The 18,507-nt window shown below is 71.2% G+C and carries 15 protein-coding genes; 10 read left to right on the top strand and 5 right to left on the bottom strand.

Features of this window, described 5'->3' with window-relative positions; translation table 11 throughout:
* Positions 1–35: 35 nt before the first annotated feature.
* Positions 36–1,205 (bottom strand): hypothetical protein, encoded by a 1,170-nt coding sequence (locus tag ACZ6TU_RS21630; protein ID WP_469550295.1) that lies wholly within the window; start codon positions 1,203–1,205, stop codon positions 36–38.
* A gap of 265 nt (positions 1,206–1,470) precedes the next feature.
* On the opposite strand from ACZ6TU_RS21630, the gene ACZ6TU_RS21625 reads away from it, so the two are divergent.
* Both ACZ6TU_RS21625 and ACZ6TU_RS21620 read left to right on the top strand, forming a co-directional pair.
* Positions 1,471–3,072 (top strand): MFS transporter, encoded by a 1,602-nt coding sequence (locus ACZ6TU_RS21625; protein ID WP_467675809.1) that lies wholly within the window; start codon positions 1,471–1,473, stop codon positions 3,070–3,072.
* Between the two features lie 745 nt (positions 3,073–3,817).
* Positions 3,818–5,008: an acyl-CoA dehydrogenase family protein gene (locus ACZ6TU_RS21620; protein ID WP_467675807.1), complete on the top strand. Its 1,191-nt coding sequence runs from the start codon at positions 3,818–3,820 to the stop codon at positions 5,006–5,008.
* A 37-nt stretch (positions 5,009–5,045) separates the two neighbouring features.
* Here the strand turns inward: ACZ6TU_RS21620 and ACZ6TU_RS21615 are convergent, their stop codons facing one another.
* A complete protein-coding gene (locus tag ACZ6TU_RS21615) occupies positions 5,046–5,483 on the bottom strand; it encodes a cell division protein SepF (protein ID WP_467675805.1) in 438 nt (145 codons plus the stop codon).
* Between the two features lie 289 nt (positions 5,484–5,772).
* Here ACZ6TU_RS21615 and ACZ6TU_RS21610 point away from each other — a divergent pair, with 289 nt between their 5' ends.
* The 5 genes from ACZ6TU_RS21610 to ACZ6TU_RS21590 all read left to right on the top strand — a co-directional run bounded on the left by ACZ6TU_RS21610 (position 5,773) and on the right by ACZ6TU_RS21590 (position 14,575).
* Positions 5,773–7,002: a DUF5685 family protein gene (locus ACZ6TU_RS21610; protein ID WP_467675804.1), complete on the top strand. Its 1,230-nt coding sequence runs from the start codon at positions 5,773–5,775 to the stop codon at positions 7,000–7,002.
* Between the two features lie 254 nt (positions 7,003–7,256).
* Entirely contained in the window at positions 7,257–8,162 is a 906-nt protein-coding gene (locus ACZ6TU_RS21605; protein WP_467675802.1) for a S1 family peptidase, read from the top strand.
* Positions 8,163–8,541: 379 nt separating this feature from the next.
* Positions 8,542–9,624 carry a S1 family peptidase gene (locus ACZ6TU_RS21600; protein WP_467675800.1) on the top strand — a complete coding sequence of 361 codons (1,083 nt, stop codon included), beginning with the start codon at positions 8,542–8,544 and terminating at the stop codon, positions 9,622–9,624.
* A gap of 443 nt (positions 9,625–10,067) precedes the next feature.
* Positions 10,068–13,556, top strand: coding sequence for a DNA polymerase III subunit alpha (locus tag ACZ6TU_RS21595; protein WP_467675799.1), 3,489 nt, complete (start codon positions 10,068–10,070; stop codon positions 13,554–13,556).
* Positions 13,553–14,575, top strand: coding sequence for a DNA polymerase Y family protein (locus ACZ6TU_RS21590; protein WP_467675797.1), 1,023 nt, complete (start codon positions 13,553–13,555; stop codon positions 14,573–14,575). The genes ACZ6TU_RS21595 and ACZ6TU_RS21590 overlap by 4 nt, the downstream gene beginning before the upstream one ends.
* Before the next feature lie 16 nt (positions 14,576–14,591).
* Here ACZ6TU_RS21590 and ACZ6TU_RS21585 read toward each other — a convergent pair whose 3' ends face one another.
* Entirely contained in the window at positions 14,592–14,966 is a 375-nt protein-coding gene (locus ACZ6TU_RS21585; protein WP_469550288.1) for a cupin domain-containing protein, read from the bottom strand.
* 80 nt (positions 14,967–15,046) lie between these two features.
* Between ACZ6TU_RS21585 and ACZ6TU_RS21580 the strand changes: the two genes are divergently transcribed.
* Positions 15,047–15,493 (top strand): MarR family winged helix-turn-helix transcriptional regulator, encoded by a 447-nt coding sequence (locus tag ACZ6TU_RS21580; RefSeq protein ID WP_467675793.1) that lies wholly within the window; start codon positions 15,047–15,049, stop codon positions 15,491–15,493.
* Between the two features lie 186 nt (positions 15,494–15,679).
* Entirely contained in the window at positions 15,680–16,540 is an 861-nt protein-coding gene (locus tag ACZ6TU_RS21575) for an esterase/lipase family protein (RefSeq protein ID WP_469550284.1), read from the top strand.
* 80 nt (positions 16,541–16,620) lie between these two features.
* Here ACZ6TU_RS21575 and ACZ6TU_RS21570 read toward each other — a convergent pair whose 3' ends face one another.
* Entirely contained in the window at positions 16,621–17,622 is a 1,002-nt protein-coding gene (locus tag ACZ6TU_RS21570) for a lytic polysaccharide monooxygenase (RefSeq protein WP_469550281.1), read from the bottom strand.
* A 183-nt stretch (positions 17,623–17,805) separates the two neighbouring features.
* Between ACZ6TU_RS21570 and ACZ6TU_RS21565 the strand changes: the two genes are divergently transcribed.
* The gene (locus ACZ6TU_RS21565) at positions 17,806–18,255 is read left to right on the top strand and encodes a GNAT family N-acetyltransferase (protein WP_467675787.1); all 450 of its coding nucleotides are present in this window, start codon (positions 17,806–17,808) and stop codon (positions 18,253–18,255) included.
* Between the two features lie 26 nt (positions 18,256–18,281).
* On the opposite strand, the gene ACZ6TU_RS21560 is transcribed toward ACZ6TU_RS21565, so the two are convergent.
* A complete protein-coding gene (locus tag ACZ6TU_RS21560) occupies positions 18,282–18,416 on the bottom strand; it encodes a hypothetical protein (protein WP_010046145.1) in 135 nt (44 codons plus the stop codon).
* Between the last annotated feature and the right edge of the window lie 91 nt (positions 18,417–18,507).

The following is an 18,507-nucleotide window of genomic DNA, read 5'->3' as shown; positions in this document are numbered from 1 at the left end:
GCATGGTGCGGAATTCTCCGGGCGCTCACAGCGGGTCAGGGGGGACCCGAGCCGTTCAGCCAGAACGCCCCGTACGCCGCCGAGGCCACCGCCACCGACCCGAGCACCAGCGCTGACCTGCGCATACGCAGCCGGGCCAAGGCCAGGGCGAGGGGTAGCAACAGCGGGAAGGCGGGCATCAGCAGGCGCGGTTTCGAGCCGAAGTAGCTCGACGCGCACAGGGCGAGCGCGGTGACTGCTCCGGTGTAGACCAGCAGGGGCAGTGGCTGGCGCTGACGTACGCCGGCCACATACAGCCAGACGACTGACACGACCCCGGCGATCAGCCCGGCGCCGGCCAGGGCCGAGGGAAACGACGTGAACTTTTCGGCGACGAACCGGGCGAAGGCGTAACCCCCGTCGAAGCCGTTGCGCCATCCCGCCTGCACGTCGAGATAGCCGAGCGGCCCCTTGCCGGTGTGGTGGCCGACCCACAGCACGTATCCGGCGGTGCCGAGGGGGGCGAGCAGCATGCCGAGGGCACGGCGGGCGCGAGGGCCGGGCCCGTCGGCGTCGCCGGCCCGCCGCTCCCGCGCGAAGGAGGCGATCCCCGCCGCCCACACCGCGGCCACCACGGCCGTCCCGACCGGGCGGGTCAGGCCCGCCAGCAGGGCCAGTGTGCCCGCAGTCACCCAGCGGCCCGTCAGGACCGCGTACAGCGACCACGCGGCGAGCGCCGTGAACAGCGACTCGCTGTACGCCATCGACTGCACGATCCCGACCGGAAGGACGGCCCACAGCAGCACCGCGCACACCCCGGCCCGGCGGCCGTACGCGTGGTCCGCGACCGCGAAGATCCCCCACGCCGCGGCGAGGGAGGCGACCAGGCTGACGAGGAAACCGCCGTCCGCGTACGACAGCGGGGACACCGCCGCCACCAGCCGCTCCAGCCAGGGCAACAGCGGGAAGAACGCGAGGTTCGAGTGCACGTCCCCGTTCGCCAGGCGCACCTCGTAGCCGTAGCCGAGTTCGGCGACCCTGGTGTACCAGAGCGCGTCCCAGCGAGCGGTCAGCAGCGTGTACGCGCTCTTGTCCCGCGCCGCGCTCCACAGGGCCAGGGCCACGAGGCCCAGGGCACGGACGGCCGCGTACCCGAGGAGCGCCGGGGCCGCCCGGCGCAGCGCCCCGGCGCGGGACGGAGCCGCGCGCGTCTCAAGATCGGTCACGGGCCCGATTATCGACCCGGGCCGGAACCGGCCGGCCGCCCGGGGCGTGGACGACGGCGAGGGGAGTGGCGTACGCCACACCTTTCCGCCGGACGTGTGAGAGGTCCGCCACTCGGCTCCGGCGCGGACTCGCGTACTCTGACGTGTCACTCGCTTTTCGTTTGCGCGGGCCGGAGACCACCGCTCCTCTCCGGCCGAGTCGCGGGGGCGTGTCCCCCACCCCGTGAGCCCGCCGAACGCGAGGGAACATCTGGGAGGTACGTACATGTCCGGGACGACCACGGCCGCTGCGCTGCGCCGTCGGGCGGCCGGGGCCGGTGCCAACCGCTGGGTGGTTCTCGTCGTCCTCTGCGTCAGCCTGCTGCTGGTCGCCGTCGACGCCACCGTGCTGCACGTGGCGGTCCCCGCCGTCACCGAGGACCTGAAGCCCGGCGGGATAGAGCTGCTCTGGATCGTCGACGTCTACCCGCTGGTCTGCGCCTCGCTGCTGATCCTGTTCGGCACGCTGGGCGACCGCGTCGGCCGCAGAAGGGTCCTGCTCCTCGGGTACGCGCTGTTCGGCGTCGCCTCCGGCCTGGCGGCCCTGGCGGACAACGCCCAGGTACTGATCGTGGCGCGGGCGCTGCTCGGCGTGGGCGGCGCGATGATCATGCCGGCGACCCTGTCGATCCTGCGGCAGGTCTTCCCGGACCGGCGCGAACGGGCGCTCGCGATCGGCATCTGGAGCGCCGTGGCCGCGGTGGGCGCGGCGGTCGGACCGCTGCTCGGCGGCTTCCTGCTGGAGCACTTCTGGTGGGGCTCGGTGTTCCTCGTCAACATCCCGTTGATGCTGGTCAGTCTCCCGGTGGGGCGACTTCTGCTGCCCGAGTCGAAGGGTGACGGCGAAGGGCCCTGGGACGTGGTCGGCGCGCTGATGGCGGCGATCGGGCTGTTCGGGGTGGTGCTGGGCGTCAAGCGGCTCGGCGGCGGGGAGTCGGTGGGGAGCCTGCTCACCGTGCCGCCGCTGGTCGTGGGCGCGGCGCTGCTGGCCGCCTTCGTACGGCGGCAGCGGCGGCGGACGCATCCGCTGGTCGATCTCAGGATGTTCGCGCGGCCGGCGTTCAGCACGTCCGTCGGGTGCATCGTGCTGGCGATGCTCGCACTGGTGGGACTCGAACTGATCGCCGCGCAGTACCTCCAGCTGGTGCTCGGGCTGTCACCGCTGGAGACGGGGCTGCGGCTGCTGCCGCTGACGTTCGCCGCGATGGCGGCCGGGCTGGCGGGGGCGCGGATGCTGCGGCGGTTCGGGCCGCGGCGGATGGTGTGCTTCGGGTTCTGTCTGACGGCGTTCGCGGTGGTGCTGCTGACGGCGCTGGGCCGGACGGACGACTGCGCGCTGATGCTGACCGGGTTCGTGCTGCTCGGCTTCGGGCTGGAGACGACGCTGTTCGGGGCGTACGAGTCGATGCTGAGCGAGGCGCCGCAGGAGCAGGCCGGCGGGGCGGCGGCGATCGGTGAGACGTCGTACCAGCTGGGGGCGGGGATCGGGATCGCACTGCTCGGCACGGTGATGAACGCGGCGTACGCGCCCGGGTTGTCGGATGTGCCGGGGGTGCCGGAGCCGGCGTCCTCTGCTGCGGGGCATTCGCTGGGGGAGGCGTACGAGGTTGCTGCGCAGCTGGGCGGGGTTGCGGGTGTTGCTCTGCGGCAGGCCGCGCGGGATGCGTTTGTGCACGGGCTGCATGTGACGTTGCTGGTGAGTGCGGGGTTGTTGTTGCTCGGGGCGGTGATGGCGTTGCGCTTGCCGCGGGTCATGCAGTGTGAGGGCGCTGGTGCGGTGGAGTTGCCCGCACCCAGGGACGCCGCGGAGTCGCGCGTCTCGGTGTGACGTGCTTGCCCACCCACGCGCCACCCGTATCTGCCGATCGAGGGGTGGAGGTCACCTGCGGGGTGGGGCGCCGTCGGCGGCTTGCGGGGGGTCGGGGTAGGGGGAGTGGTGCGGAGCGGGTGCCGCCGGGCTGTGCGGGGTGGGGAGGTGGTGTGGTGCGGCTTTGGCTGGTGGGCTGTGCTGTGCGGGGTGGGTGAGTGGTGTGGTGCGGCTTTGGCCCGGCTGTGCGCGGGCCGGGGCAGGTGAGTGGTGTGGTGCGGCTGCCGCCGGGCTGTGTGCGTAGTGAGCGGGCGTCCGTGTCGCGCTGGGTGTCGCGTGAGCCGGTGAGCGCAGTGCGCTGGGGTGTCGCGTGAGCCGCGGTGAGCGCGGTGCGCTGGGGTGTCGCGTGAGCCGCGGTGAGCGCGGTGCGCTGAGGTGTCGCGTGAGCCGGTGTGTGCGGTGCGCTGGGTGTCGCCGCGATCCTCCGCCGAGGGCGGCGGTGGGCCCTCGGCCCGGCGACCGGTTCGCCCGCGCCGGCGAGAGGAGCAGCCCTTCGGGTAGCGCGTCCGTGCGCCGTCGGCGGCGCCGCGCGCTGGAGCCTTCCGGGCCGCGAAGCGGCCGGCTGAAGCCCGCGGCCGCCGACGGCGCGGTGGCACCACTGGCGACCTCGGCCCGTCGGTTGGGAGCTACGGGTGGTGCGGGGGTGGGCGAAGGTCGTAGCGTCTTGGCTAGCGGTGCTAGTTAAAGAGCTTCGGAGGGTGTCCGCATGTCCGAGTCGTCCAAGCTTCCTCCCTTCGACCCCGCCGACCCCCTCGGCCTCGACGAACTTCTGGAGCCGGAGGATCTCGGCATCAGGGACACCGTGCGGGCCTGGGCCGCGGACCGGGTGCTGCCGTACGTAGCCGAGTGGTACGAGAAGGGGGAGCTGCCCGGGATCCGGGAGCTGGCCCGGGAGCTGGGGAGCATCGGTGCCCTCGGGATGTCCCTGGAGGGGTACGGCTGCGCCGGCGCGTCCGCCGTGCAGTACGGGCTCGCCTGTCTGGAGCTGGAGGCCGCCGACTCCGGGATCAGGTCCCTCGTCTCCGTGCAGGGCTCCCTCGCCATGTACGCCATCCACCGGTTCGGCAGCGAAGCGCAGAAGCAGGAGTGGCTGCCCCGGATGGCCTCCGGCGAGGTCATCGGGTGCTTCGGGCTGACCGAGCCCGACCACGGATCCGACCCGGCCTCCATGCGGACGTACGCCAAGCGCGACGGCACCGACTGGATCCTCAACGGCCGCAAGATGTGGATCACCAACGGGTCGGTCGCCGGCGTCGCCGTCGTATGGGCGCAGACCGAGGACGGGATCCGCGGGTTCGTCGTGCCGACGGACGGCGCCGGGTTCTCCGCGCCCGAGATCAAGCACAAGTGGTCCCTCAGGGCCTCCGTCACCAGCGAACTCGTCCTCGACGACGTACGGCTGCCCGCCGACGCCGTACTGCCGGAGGGCACCGGCCTGCGCGGGCCGCTCAGCTGTCTGTCGCACGCCCGGTACGGGATCGTCTGGGGCGCCATGGGCGCGGCCCGGAGTTGTTTCGAGGCCGCGGTCGACTACGCGAAGTCGCGGGAGCAGTTCGGACGGCCCATCGGCGGCTTCCAGCTCACCCAGGCCAAACTGGCCGACATGGCGGTCGAACTGCACAAGGGAATTCTGCTCGCCCATCATCTCGGGCGGCGTATGGACGCCGGCCGCCTGCGTCCCGAGCAGGTCAGCTTCGGCAAGCTCAACAACGTACGAGAGGCGATCGAGATCTGCCGCACGGCCCGCACCATTCTCGGGGCCAACGGGATCTCGCTCGAATACCCCGTGATGCGGCACGCGACCAACCTCGAGTCGGTGCTCACCTACGAGGGCACCGTCGAGATGCACCAGCTCGTGCTCGGCAAGGCGCTCACCGGACTCGACGCCTTCCGGTGAACCCTGCGCGGGGGCAGGGCCGGTGAGCGGCCCTGCCTCAGCTCTGGTTGAAGAAGCCGTCCGTGCGGTGCGCGGCCGGGTCGCCGTTCACGATCTCCGTGTTGGCGGGGGTCAGCAGGAACACGCGGGTCGACACCCGCTCGATCGAACCGCGCAGGCCGAAGATCAGCCCGGCCGCGAAGTCGACCACGCGCTTGGCGTCGCCGGCGTCCATGGCCGTGAGGTTCACGATGACCGGCACGCCCTCGCGGAACAGCTCCCCGATGGCGCGCGCGTCCCGGAAGCTGTCCGGGGTCACCGTGCCGATGCGGCGCCCCTTCTCCTCGGCGACGTCCGAGGCCACCTTGACGCGCGGATCGGTGACCCAGGCCTCCCCGGGCTCGGTCCCGTCGGAGTAGTCGTCGTCGTAGTAACGCTCGTCTTCGTTGTCGTCGACGAGGCCAAGCCAGGCACTTGCCTTGCGTACCGATCCCATGGACGCCTCCTCTCACAGCGGTCTTTCTGCTTTCCGCATCCCTATGGTCGTCCATGATGCGGATGGCGCGCCAAGTGGATAGACGCCGCACGGGGGGTTTGTGACGGTACTGGTGCACAGCGAATCCGTCGAGAGTCCGTGTTTCCCAAGGGCCTTGTCGTAAACGACTGCTGACTGTGAGTGAAATATGATTCTTCGCGGCGTACGGGTGATGAGCGGAGCGTATGGGTGAACGCGATGGCCGATACCATGCGGCACCAAACGTCGTACGGAGCACGGGGGGACAGCGGTGTTCGGAATGGTCAGGCCCTGTCGGCACCGGCTCGGGGAGAGTCTCGCGGCCCAGTGGATGGCTCATTTGTGTGGGCTGTGTCTCGCGTTGCGCGGGGACCACGGCCAGCTCGCGCGCATCGTCACGAACTATGACGGGCTTCTCGTCTCCGTGTTGACGGAGGCTCAGGTGGAGCGGACGCCCGGCACGTCGAGTGGAGTGGGGCGGCGTACGGCAGGGCCGTGTCCGCTGCGCGGGATGCGCACCGCGTCCGTCGCGCACGGTGAGGGAGCGCGGCTCGCGGCGGCCGTGTCGCTGGTGCTCGCCTCCGCCAAGGTGCGCGACCACGTCGCCGACGGCGACGGACTGCTGGCCCGCGCGCCGGTCGCGCGCGCCGCGCGCCGGGTCGCCGCGGGCTGGGACCGCGCCGGGGCGCGCACCGGCTCCACCGTCGGGTTCGACACGGCCGTCCTGGTCGACGCCGTGGACCGGCAGGGCGGCATCGAGGCGCTCGCCGGGCCCGGGACACCGATCCTGACGGTCACCGAACCGACCGAGACCGCGACCGCCGCCGCCTTCGCGCACACGGCGGTCCTCGCCGGCCGGCCGCACAACGCCGGGCCGCTCGCCGAGGCCGGACGGCTCTTCGGGCGGCTGGCCCACCTGCTGGATGCCGTGGAGGATCTGAACACTGACGCCGCGTCAGGCGCCTGGAACCCGATCGCCGCGACCGGCACCTCCCTCACGGAGGCCCGGCGGCTCGCCGACGACGCCGTGCACGGGGTGCGGCTCGCGCTGCGCGAGGCCGAGTTCACCGATGCGAAGCTCGTGCATCTGCTGCTTGTGCACGAACTGCGGCGCTCGGTGGACCGGGCGTTCGGCACGGTGCCGGTGTGCGCGTCACACCAGGGCGGGCCGTACGGGCAGCAGCCGTCTCAGGGGCCGTACGCCCAGGGGTCGCACGGTGCTCCGCGGGACCCGTACGCGGGCGGTGGCGGAAACCCGTACGCCGGAGGGGGAGGAGGGTACGGCGGCGGCGGTTTCGGTGGCGGCGCGCCGGTGCCCCAGCCGCCCCGGGGCCGGCGCGGGTTCTGGGCCGGCTGCGGGATGTTCTGGCTGCTGTGCTGCACCTGCAAGCTGTGCTGTGCCAAGGAGTACGAGGGGCCGTGGTCCCGCAAGAAGCGTGAAGGCTGCTGCCGGGATTGCGACTGCGACGGGTGCGACTGCTGCTGCCCCTGCGACGGCTGACCGCCCCCGTATCCGTCACATGCTGCTGCTGCCGCCGGGCGACTTCGCCCCCATTTCGCGGCTTCATGACAGGTCGTTCGAATGGCCACGGCCGAAAGGCCCTCTTGCGCCTACCGGCCGTTCGGCCGAATACTCCCCCACAGCGCTTGTCAGGGGCACGGCGGTTCGGAATTCGAACAAGCCGGTCCCGGACTGCGCCTCACGGGCCCGAAACCCCACGAGGGCCCCCGACTTCCTTTGTGGAGGAACGAAAAGTGAGGATCAAGCGCACCACCCCCCGCAGCGGCTTTTCGAGACGGACCCGGCTGATCGCCGTTTCCACCGGCCTCGTCGCCGCCGCCGCGATCGCGATCCCCAGCGCGAACGCGTCCGACACCCCCGCCACCTTCAGTGCCACCGAGCTCAAGAGCGCCAGCGGCTCGATCCTGAAGGCCGACATCCCGGGCACCGCCTGGGCTGTCGACAGCAAGACCAACCGCGTGCTCCTGACCGTCGACAGCACGGTCAGCCAGGCCGAGATAGCGAAGATCAAGCAGCAGGCCGGCGCCAACGCCGACGCGCTCACGATCAAGCGCACCCCCGGCAAGTTCAACAAGCTGATCCAGGGCGGCGACGCCATCTATGCGAGTAGCTGGCGCTGCTCCCTCGGCTTCAACGTCCGTGCCAGCAACGGCACCGAGTACTTCCTGACCGCCGGTCACTGCACCGACGGCGCGGGCACCTGGTACTCCAACTCCGGCCGCACCACGGTCATCGGCTCGACCGCCGGCTCCAGCTTCCCGGGCAACGACTACGGCCTCGTCCGCTACAGCGGCTCCGTCAGCCGTCCCGGCACCGCGAACGGCGTGGACATCACGCGCGCGGCCACCCCGAGCGTGGGCACCACCGTGATCCGCGACGGCTCCACGACCGGTACGCACAGCGGCCGTGTCACCGCCCTCAACGCCACCGTCAACTATGGCGGTGGGGACGTCGTCTCCGGCCTGATCCAGACCACCGTCTGCGCCGAGCCCGGTGACTCCGGCGGTTCGCTCTACGGCAGCAACGGCGTCGCGTACGGTCTGACCTCCGGCGGCAGCGGTAACTGCTCCTCCGGTGGTACGACGTTCTTCCAGCCCGTCACGGAGGCCCTGAGCGCCTACGGGGTCAGCGTGTACTAGGCCGGTCCAGGTCGGCAGCAGGCTGAGTTCATGTGCCCCCGCACGCACCGCGTGCGGGGGCTTCCCTTTGTCGGCGGAGGTCGTCGTGGGCTGACCGGACAGGCGTTTTTCAGCCATGACCAGACCTCACAGAGTGGGCACACATTACTCACGCGTAGTGTTTGCAGTGTGAACGCGCGTGAAGCAGCTGGGAGTTGGGTCCGATTTGACCGTGGACGATCAAAATGAGGGGGCGTGCGTTCCGTAATCTACGCGCGTCCTGAACTCGACCTTGTGTGCTCCCTGTTGTCCTCGGAATAGTGGTCGCTCGTCAACAAAGCCTTCCGGTTCGCGAGGTCCCCACAACCTCTCGGGCCGACCCCCCACAGGAGGACGTGAGTTGAAGCACCGACGCATACCCAAGCGGCGTGTAGCCGTGGCAGGTGCGGGTATCGCCGCACTGGTCGCCGCGGGAGTCACCTTCCAGACTGCGAACGCGAGCGAGACCCCGGAGGCCTCCGCGCCCCAGACCCTGTCGGTCACGGCGGCCGGAAAGCTCGCCTCGACGCTGGCCGAGGACCTGGGCGCCGACGCGGCGGGCACGTACTACGACACGAAGAGCAAGAACCTCGTGGTGAACGTGCTCGACGAGGCCGCGGCCAAGGCCGTCGAGAAGGCCGGAGCCAAGGCGAGAGTCGTGGCGAACTCCCTCGCCGAACTCAAGAGCGCCCGCAGCACGCTGAAGCAGGACGCGACGATCCCGGGTACCGCCTGGGTGACCGACCCGACGACCAACAAGATCGTCGTCACCGCCGACCGTACGGTGTCCAAGGCCGAGTGGGCGAAGCTGACGAAGGTCGTCGACGGGCTCGGCGCGAAGGCCGAACTCAATCGGACGAAGGGCGAGTACAAGCCCTTCGTCGCCGGTGGCGACGCGATCACCGGGGGCAGTGGCCGCTGCTCGCTCGGCTTCAACGTGGTCAAGGGCGGCGAGCCGTTCTTCCTGACCGCCGGGCACTGCACCGAGGGCATCTCCACGTGGTCGGACTCCAGCGGCAAGGAGATCGGCACCAACGCGGACTCCAGCTTCCCGGGTGACGACTACGGGCTGGTCAAGTACACCGCGGATGTGGCTCACCCGAGTGAGGTGAACCTCTACAACGGCTCGACGCAGAAGATCACGGGTGCCGCCGAGGCGACGGTCGGCATGGAGGTCACGCGGAGCGGTTCGACGACCCAGGTGCACGACGGGAAGGTCACGGGGCTGGACGCCACCGTGAACTACGGCAACGGTGACATCGTGAACGGTCTGATCCAGACCGACGTGTGCGCGGAGCCCGGTGACAGTGGTGGCTCGCTCTTCTCGGGCAGCAACGCGATCGGGCTTACGTCCGGTGGCAGTGGTGACTGCACGTCCGGTGGGGAGACGTTCTTCCAGCCTGTGACGGAGGCGCTGTCGGCTACCGGGACCGAGATCGGCTGAGTTCTGGGTTCCAGGTTGTGAAGTCCCGCCCCTTGTGTGAGGGGCGGGACTTTCGTGTGTGCTGCCGGTGCGTTAGCGCCTTCGCGGTGGTGGGTCGGGACACGTCCCCTTCCCGCGTGCGCGGGCACGCCTCCCTGTGGGCGGGGTTACGGCGCCCTGTCGTGGGCGCGCGAGTGCCGGGTCGCGGATGCCGCCACGGTGGCGCAGCAGGATGGCCAGGTCGATGCCGATCGGGCCGAAGATGCCCTGGAGGGCCGGGGTGGCCGCGCCCACGGCGAAGATGATCAAGGTGCCCAGACCTGGAAGGGTCGCTGTGTTTTCGCAGGTGGGGCGGGGTCGAATAGATGTCGCACATACATTCGAGAATTGGTCTATGGTGGGGGTGGGGTAGCTGGGAACAGATGTTCGAGAGCCGGTGTGGTTCACGAGTGCGGGAGGTGCGTGTGCCGGGGTTCACGCATCTGCACACCGTCTCCGGGTTCTCGTTGCGGTATGGAGCCTCGCACCCGGAGCGGCTGGCCGAGCGTGCCTCCGAGCGGGGCATGGACGCCCTGGCTCTCACTGATCGCGACACGCTTGCCGGTGCTGTCCGGTTCGCGAAGGCCTGTGCGAAGGCGGGGGTCCGTCCGGTGTTCGGGGCGGATCTGGCGGTGGCGGGAGCGGAGCCCCCTGAGCCCGGGGCCGGGCGGGGGCGGCGCCGGACTCCTGTGCGCGGTGGCGCCTTCGTCGACGAGTCGGCCCCCCGGGCGACCTTCCTCGCCCGGGACGGTGCCCGTGGGTGGGCCGGGCTGTGCCGGCTGGTCTCGGCGGTGCATGAGGGGGAGGGGACGCCCCTGCTGCCCTGGGGGCGCAATCACGCCGAGGGCGTGACCGTGCTGCTCGGGCCTGACTCGGATGTGGGGCGTGCCCTGGCCGCCGGGCGTCCCGACCGCGCGGCGCGGCTGCTCGTGCCCTGGCGGGAGGTCTACGGCGACGCCCTGCGGCTGGAGGCCGTCTGGCATGGCCGGAAAGGTACGGGGCCCGGCTCCCTGCGACTGGCCGCCCGGACCGTCGGGTTCGCCGCCGAGCAGCGGATCCGGCCCGTGCTCGGCAACGCCGTACGGTACGCCGACCCGGGGCTGGGGCCGGTCGCCGACGTGCTGGACGCCGCGCGCCGGCTGGTGCCCGTCGACCCGACCAAGGAGTTGGACTCCGGCGAGGCCTGGCTCAAGGACGCGGGGGCCATGCTCGGGGTGGCGGAGCGGATCGTGGAGGCCGCCGGGTTCCGGCGGGGCACCGCTCACCGGCTGGTGGAGCAGACCGAGGCCACGGCCGCCGAGTGCCTGGTCGATCCCGAGGACGACCTCGGGATCGGCACCGTCCACTTTCCCGAGGCGCATCTGGTCGGAGCCGGCCGCCGTACCGCCCAGCGGACGCTGGCCTCGCGGGCGGCGGCGGGGATGGTGCTGCGCGGATACGACCGGCGGCGGGAGTACTGGGAGCGGATGCACCACGAGCTGGACATCATCGCCCACCACGGCTTCGCCTCCTACTTTCTGACCGTGGCCCAAGTGGTCGACGACGCACGGGAGATGGGTATCCGGGTCGCCGCCCGGGGGTCCGGTGCGGGGTCGCTCGTCAACCATCTGCTCGGGATCGCGCACGCCGATCCGATTGAGCACCGGCTGCTGATGGAGCGGTTCCTGTCGAAGGAGCGGGTCGTGCTGCCCGACATCGACATCGACGTGGAGTCCGCGCGTCGGCTGGAGGTCTACCGCGCGATCATCGACCGGTTCGGCACCGAGCGGGTCGCGACGGTCGCGATGCCGGAGACGTATCGCGTGCGGCATGCGATCCGTGATGTGGGGGCCGCCCTGTCGATGGATCCGGCCGAGATCGACCGTGTGGCCAAGTCCTTTCCGCATATTCGGGCGCGGGATGCCCGCGCCGCGCTGGAGGAGTTGCCCGAGCTGCGGGCGCTGGCGGGGGAGAAGGAGAGATACGGGAGGCTGTGGGAGCTGGTCGAGGCGCTGGACGCGCTGCCGCGCGGGGTGGCCATGCACCCGTGCGGGGTGCTGCTGTCCGATGCCTCCCTGCTGGCGCGTACGCCGGTCATGCCGACCAGTGGCGAGGGTTTTCCGATGTCGCAGTTCGACAAGGACGACGTGGAGGACCTCGGGCTGCTCAAGCTGGACGTGCTGGGAGTGCGGATGCAGTCGGCGATGGCGCACGCCGTGGCGGAAGTGGAGCGGGTGTCGGGCGTCAGGGTCGATCTGGACGCCCTGCCGCCGGGGGATCCGGAGACGTACCGGCTGGTCCGGTCCACCGAGACCCTCGGCTGCTTCCAGATCGAGTCGCCGGGGCAGCGGGACCTGGTCGGGCGGCTCCAGCCGGCCACCTTCCACGATCTCGTCGTCGACATCTCGCTGTTCCGGCCCGGGCCGGTCGCCGCCGACATGGTGCGGCCGTTCATCGAGGCACGGCACGGGCGGGCGCCGATCCGCTATCCGCACCCGGATCTGGAGGAGCCGCTGAAGGAGACGTACGGGGTCGTCGTCTTCCACGAGCAGATCATCGACATCGTCGACATCATGACCGGCTGCGGGCGCGGGGAGGCGGACCGGGTGCGGCGCGGGCTGTCGGACCCGGAGTCGCAGGGACGGATCAAGGTGTGGTTCGCGCAGCACGCGGCGGCGAACGGTTATGACGCGGAAACGATTCAGCGGACCTGGGAGATCATCGAGGCCTTCGGCTCGTACGGCTTCTGCAAGGCGCACGCGGTCGCCTTCGCCGTACCGACCTACCAGTCGGCGTGGCTGAAAGCGCATCATCCGGCCGCCTTCTACGCGGGGTTGCTCACGCACGATCCCGGCATGTACCCGAAGCGGCTGTTGCTGGCGGACGCGCGGCGGCGCGGAGTGCCCGTGCTGCCGTTGGATGTGAACGCGTCGGGCGTCGCACACCGTATCGAACTGGTGTCCGGTAAATGGGGGCTGCGGCTGGCGCTCTCCGATGTGCACGGCATCAGCGAGGCCGAGGCGGCGCGGATCGCCGAGGGGCAGCCGTACGCCTCGCTGGTCGACTTCTGGGAGCGGGGCCGGCCCAGTCGTCCGCTGGCCCAGCGGCTCGCGCAGGTGGGGGCGCTGGACGCGTTCGGCGCGAACCGCCGTGATCTGCAACTGCATCTGACCGAGCTGCACCGGGGCGCGCGAGGGGCGGGCGGTGGCCAGCTCCCGTTGGCCGGCGGGCGGAAGACCGCACCGGCCGGGCTGCCCGACCTCACGTCGTCGGAGCGGCTCAGTGCCGAGCTGGGTGTGCTGTCCATGGACGCCTCACGCAATCTGATGGACGATCACCGGGCGTTCCTCGACGAGCTGGGCGTGGTGTCCGCGCGTCGGCTGCGCGAGGCCCGGCACGGGGAGACGGTGCTGGTCGCGGGCGCCAAGGCGGCCACCCAGACACCGCCGATCCGGTCCGGCAAGCGGGTCATCTTCAGCACCCTGGACGACGGCACCGGCTTGGTCGACCTCGCGTTCTTCGACGACTCGCACGACGCCTGCGCCCACACCGTCTTCCACTCCTGGCTGCTGCTGGTGCGCGGGGTGGTGCAGCGGCGCGGCCCGCGCAGCCTCAGCGTGGTGGGCGCCGCCGCATGGAACCTCGCGGAGCTGCTGGAGGTGCGCCGGGAGGAGGGGCTCGAGGGAGTCGCGGCCCGGTTGGCCGGTGCCGGGGGTCCCGGCGATGACGGTGAGGGGGCCGCGCGTCGGCGGCTCGCCGGCTCGGAGGGAGCGCCCGCGCCGGCGGGCTCCGCGGCCCAGGGGCCGACGGAGCAGCGGAAGATCCGCATGCCCACGGGGTACGAGATGCACCCCTGGGCCGATCTGCGTCCTGCGGGTGAAGGGCCCGCGGTGGGAAGAAAGTTGTGGCACCAGAGTCCGGGGAGTGCGGGATGACCATCCTCTGCGTACGTTTCCAGCTGCCTCCGACGCGCGAGGCCGACCTGCCCCGACTGCTCGGGATGCTGGAGGAGTTCACGCCCGTCGTCCAGGCCCTGCCACCGGACGGGGCGCTGGCCGACCTGCGGGGCGCCGAGCGGTACTTCGGGCGGGACGCCGTCGAACTGGCCTCGGTGATCCGGGTGCGCTCGCTCGCGCTGTACGGGGTCGACTGTGTGATCGGTGCCGGGCCCGGGCCGATGCTGGCCCGCGTGGCGCTGCGCGACGCGGTGCCCGGGGTGACGTGTGCGGTGCCCGAGGAGCGGGACGCCATCGCGGAGTTCCTCGCGGAGAAGCCCGTCGCCGCGCTGCCCGGCGTCGGCGCCGCGACCGCCCGTACGCTGGGCGACTACGGCCTCGACACCCTCGGCAGGGTCGCCGCCGCGCCGCTGTCCACGCTCCAGCGGCTGGTCGGCGCGAAGGCCGGCCGCGAACTGCACGAGAAGGCGAACGGCGTCGACCGCGGCCGGGTCGTCCCGAACGCCGTCTCCCTCCCCCAAGCTCTCGGCTGCGCTCGAGCAGGGGGGACCCCCATCCTCGCGACGGAACGCCCCTTCGGCCGCGACGAACTGGACCCGGACCGCCACCGCCGTGCTCTGCTGTCGGCCGCCGAGGAGCTCGGTGCCCGGCTGCGCGCCCTGGAGAAGGTCTGCCGCACGCTCACCCTCACCGTGCGCTACGCCGACTGCTCCGCCACCACCCGCAGCCGCACGCTGAACGAACCGACCGCGCACTCGCCGGACCTGACCAGGGCCGCGTACGGCATGTACGAGGCGCTCGGCCTGCAACGCGCCCGGGTCCGCGCGATCGCCCTGCGCGCCGAGGGGCTCGACCCCGCCGACCGGGCCTCCTACCAGCTGACCTTCGACCCCGTGGACGAGAAGGTCCGCCGCATCGAGGAGGTCGCGGACCGCGCGCGGGCGAAGTTCGGGCCGCGGGCGGTGATGCCCGGGGGGCTAGGGGGGCTGGCGGCGTAGATCCCTCTGCGTGACGTCAGTTGGCCCACGGCGGCACGATGCGGGTGCCGTCGGCGAGCCGTGCCTCCAGGCCGATCGAGGTGGTGACCCAGGAGTAGGCGGTCCGGTCGGTGGGGTTCTCGACGGTCAGGGTGGCGCCGGGGTTGATGATCACTGTGTCGCCCGCCGTGATCCGCTCGGTGCGGCCGTCGAGGGTGATCAGCAGCTCGCCGTCGAGCAGATGGAAGATCTCCTCCCGGTTGACGGTGTGCGCGGGCGCCTTGAGACCGGCGGGGATCTCACCGCGCCAGGCGCACAGCTCCTTGCTGCCGCTGTGCGGGGTGGCGTACGAGGCGAAGCGGGCGCCGTGGATCTCGTGGGTGACGGCTTCGGACGAGCGGACGACGGGCATGACGGCCTCCAAGTGGTCAAGCAGCTTGACTATATGGTCAAGCCGCTTGACCGTCACGTCAAGGGTGTTTCAATGCATGCGTGCAGAACTCCGAGGCCATGGCCCTGTCCGCCGCCCTGCTCGCCGCCGCCGGCGGGCTCACGCAACGCATCCACGAGGGCGTTGTCGCGCGCGGTTTCGAGGGGCTGCGACCCGCGCACGGCTTCGCCTTCGCCCGGCTCGCCCCGGACGGCGCGACGGTCACCGACCTGGCCGTCCACCTAGGGGTGACCAAGCAGGCCGCCAGTCAGCTCGTGGACGAGATGGTGCGCAAGGGATACGCCGAGCGGCGGCCGCATCCGGAGGACGCGCGGGCGCGACTGGTCGTGCTGACCGGGCGGGGGTGGGATTGCACGCGGGCGGCGGAGGAGGCGGCTGCGGAAGCCGTGCGGGAGTGGGCGGCCGTACTGGGGGAGGGGCAAGTGCGGGTGCTGCGGGAGCAGTTGCTGCGCATCGCACCCCAGGGGCCCATCCGGCCTGCCTGGTGAAGGGGCGCCAGACCGGCCCACCGCCGTCGGTTACCACTGGAAGTTTTTACTGACGCGTAACTTCCCAGTTCGACTACTCGCTCGTAACTTGACGAGTGAACAGCATCCCGTGATCCGGATCACAGGCGTCGTGCCGTCGCACCTCCCTTGAGCCGCACCTCCCTTGAGCCGCAAGGAGATCACTCGATGCTGCCCTGGAAACGAGTGCTCAGACCCCTGGCCGCGCTGCTGCTGACCGCCGCGGCCGTCACTGCCCCCGCCACCGCCGCGCAGGCGGCAAGTGCTCCTACGGCCGGCTGGAACGACTATTCCTGCAAGCCGTCCGCCACTCATCCCCGCCCCGTCGTCCTCGTCCACGGCACTCTCGGGAACTCCGTCGACAACTGGCTGGGCCTCGCCCCTTATCTGAAGGTCCGCGGCTACTGCGTCTTCTCCCTCGACTACGGCCGGCTCGAGGGAGTCCCCTTCTTCCACGGCCTCGGACCCGTCGAGAAGTCGGCCGGACAGCTCAAGGACTTCGTCGACAAGGTGCTCGCCGCCACCGGCGCCGCCGAGACCGACATCGTCGGACACTCGCAGGGCGGCATGATGCCCCGCTGGTATCTGCGGTTCCTCGGCGGAGCCGCCAAGGTGAACGCCCTGGTCGGCATCGCGCCCAGCAACCACGGCACCACGCTGAACGGCTTCACCGACTTGCTGCCGTACTTCCCGGGCGCAGGGGACCTGTTGGCGAAGACCACTCCCGCCCTCGCCGACCAGGTCACCGGCTCGGACTTCCTCAAGCGGCTCAACGCGGGCGGCGACACCGTGCCCGGCGTGCGCTACACCGTCATCGCCACCCAGTACGACGAGGTGGTCACGCCGTGGCGCAGCCAGTACCTGAGCGGGCCGGACGTGCGCAACGTCCTGCTCCAGGACCTGTGCCCGGTCGACCTGTCCGAGCACGTGGCCATCGGGCTGTTCGACAGGATCGCCTTCCACGAGGTGGCCAACGCCCTCGACCCGGCACGGGCCAGGCCCACCACCTGTGCGTCGGCGTTCGACTGACACGTGTAGGGGAAACGTTTCGGGGCCTGTCCGGCCTGAGCCGCCGGACAGGCCCCGAGTCATGGGGGCAGCGGCCCCGGTCAGCGGCCCTGCCGAGCGCCACTCACCGTCCGCCGCCGGGCCGACAGGAACAGGGCCGACGAGCCGAGCGCCAGCGCGACCGCGCCGCCGATCGCGAGGTACGGGGTGCTGCCGTCGCCGCCGGTCTCGGCGAGGTTCTCCGTGGCACCGGCCGCCTTCGGCTGGTTGGGAGCGGCTTCGGCTGCCGTGGGCCGGTTCGGGACGGTGCTCTCCGGGGCCGCGGCCGGCTCGGCCGAGGTGCTGGGGTCGTTGTCGCCGTGCCCTTGGTGCTCGATCGACGACTTGTCGTTGCCCGCCTCGATCTGCTCCTTGGTCGGAGCGGAGGCCGTCGGGCCCGGGGCGGTGCCGCCTGCCGCGCTGTCGCCGCCGCCGAAGCTGACGTCCGAGCAGGAGTAGAACGCCTCCGGGCTGTCCGACCGCTGCCAGACGGCGTACAGCAGATGCCTCCCGGAGCGCTCGGGCAGGCTGCCGGAGAAGGTGTGGAAACCGCCTGTTGCGGCTGGGTCGGTGGCCGTCGCGACAGGGTGCTCCAGGTCCAGGTCGTTCCAGGCGAGCGGCTCGGCCGGGTCGTAGCCGGGCTTGGTGATGTACACCTTGAAGGTGCCCTTGTGAGGGGCCGTCACGCGGTACGTGAAGGTGTGCGAGCCGCTGCGCACCCCGGTCGCCGGCCAGTCGGCGCGGGCCAGGTCGAGCCCCTTGAACTGCTCGTTGTTCGCGCTGCACAGCTTGCCGTCCGGGATGAGCTGCTGGTGCCGCCCGCCCGCGTCCCCGATGCGGATGCCGTTCCAGTCGTAGAGGGCCTGCGTGCCGCCCGCCGCGACCGCCGCCTTGCACGCGGCCGACTCGGGGCTCTCCGGGCCCTCGGCGTAGCACTGCGAGACCCGGCTGACCGGGTCGCCCATCGAACCGTGCGCTGCCGCCGGCGTGGCGGTCAGTCCGGTCAGGGCGAGCGGGAGGGTGCCGAGGGCGGCGACGGTGACTGCCGTGCGGCGTGCGGGCATGCGGGAACTCCTCGAAACGACACGGGGGAACAGGGCCGGGCCCGAGTGGGCCGGATCCCGTGGGGTGATTCGAAGCTAGCCCCTGAGAACCGCGAAATCGCCTGCTGAGGGCGGGTGAGGGAGACCCTTATGGCCGCGTTAAGGGAGTGCTCAGCCTGGCATCAGGCAGGTACCGTGCGCGCCATGGAGGACGAGGAGATCCGGCCGGCCGGCGTCGCCGACGTACCAGTCGTCAAGGACGTGATCGACGCGGCCTTCCGCCCCTACATCGAGCGCATCGGCCAGGCCCCGAAGCCCATGGAGGAGGACCACGCGGCGAACGTGGCGGCGGGAAAGGTGTTCGTGACGGGCGAGCCCGTGATCGGCCTCGTCGTGGTCGAGGCGTTCGAGGACCATCTCTTCCTCGACACCATCGCCGTCCACCCCTCCGCGCAGGGCGGGGGAGTGGGGCGACGGCTGCTCCGGTTCGTGGACGCACGCGCGCGTGGGCTCGGCCTGCCCGAGGTCAGGCTCTACACGAACGCGATGATGTGGGAGAACCAGAGGATCTATCCGAAGTACGGCTACGAGTTGATGGAGCGCCGCGCCGAAGGGCCCTACGACCGCGTCCACTATCGCAAGCGGCTGCTCTGACGCGTCTCATGATCGGTACCCGCCGCTCAGGCGTCCGGCCACCACGTGCGTGCGATGTCCTTGCGGACTTCCGGGCGTCCCGCGGGGCGCTCGTCGGCCTCCTCGCGGGCCCGGCGGACGTCCGTCTTCTTCAGGGGCTTCTGCACGGTCACACGGCGCATGGCTGCCTCCTTAAAGGGGCTACCGGGTTCCGCGTTCTCACGGAGGTAGACCTTTCGGGGGAGAGTTCCTCATCACTCCTGGTCTGTCAGT

This window comes from Streptomyces sp. NPDC052064 (genome assembly GCF_055585925.1).
This window is presented reverse-complemented; position numbering and strand designations above follow the sequence as displayed.

What these genes read in the sequence shown, in the direction of transcription:
- ACZ6TU_RS21560 (WP_010046145.1), bottom strand. Translation starts at nt 18,416, where the DNA reads ATGCGCCGTGTGACCGTGCAGAAGCCCCTGAAGAAGACGGACGTCCGC.
- ACZ6TU_RS21615 (WP_467675805.1), bottom strand. Translation starts at nt 5,483, where the DNA reads ATGGGATCGGTACGCAAGGCAAGTGCCTGGCTTGGCCTCGTCGACGAC.
- ACZ6TU_RS21565 (WP_467675787.1), top strand. Translation starts at nt 17,806, where the DNA reads ATGGAGGACGAGGAGATCCGGCCGGCCGGCGTCGCCGACGTACCAGTC.
- ACZ6TU_RS21585 (WP_469550288.1), bottom strand. Translation starts at nt 14,966, where the DNA reads ATGCCCGTCGTCCGCTCGTCCGAAGCCGTCACCCACGAGATCCACGGC.
- ACZ6TU_RS21590 (WP_467675797.1), top strand. Translation starts at nt 13,553, where the DNA reads ATGACCATCCTCTGCGTACGTTTCCAGCTGCCTCCGACGCGCGAGGCC.
- ACZ6TU_RS21570 (WP_469550281.1), bottom strand. Translation starts at nt 17,622, where the DNA reads ATGCCCGCACGCCGCACGGCAGTCACCGTCGCCGCCCTCGGCACCCTC.
- ACZ6TU_RS21575 (WP_469550284.1), top strand. Translation starts at nt 15,680, where the DNA reads ATGCTGCCCTGGAAACGAGTGCTCAGACCCCTGGCCGCGCTGCTGCTG.
- ACZ6TU_RS21620 (WP_467675807.1), top strand. Translation starts at nt 3,818, where the DNA reads ATGTCCGAGTCGTCCAAGCTTCCTCCCTTCGACCCCGCCGACCCCCTC.
- ACZ6TU_RS21625 (WP_467675809.1), top strand. Translation starts at nt 1,471, where the DNA reads ATGTCCGGGACGACCACGGCCGCTGCGCTGCGCCGTCGGGCGGCCGGG.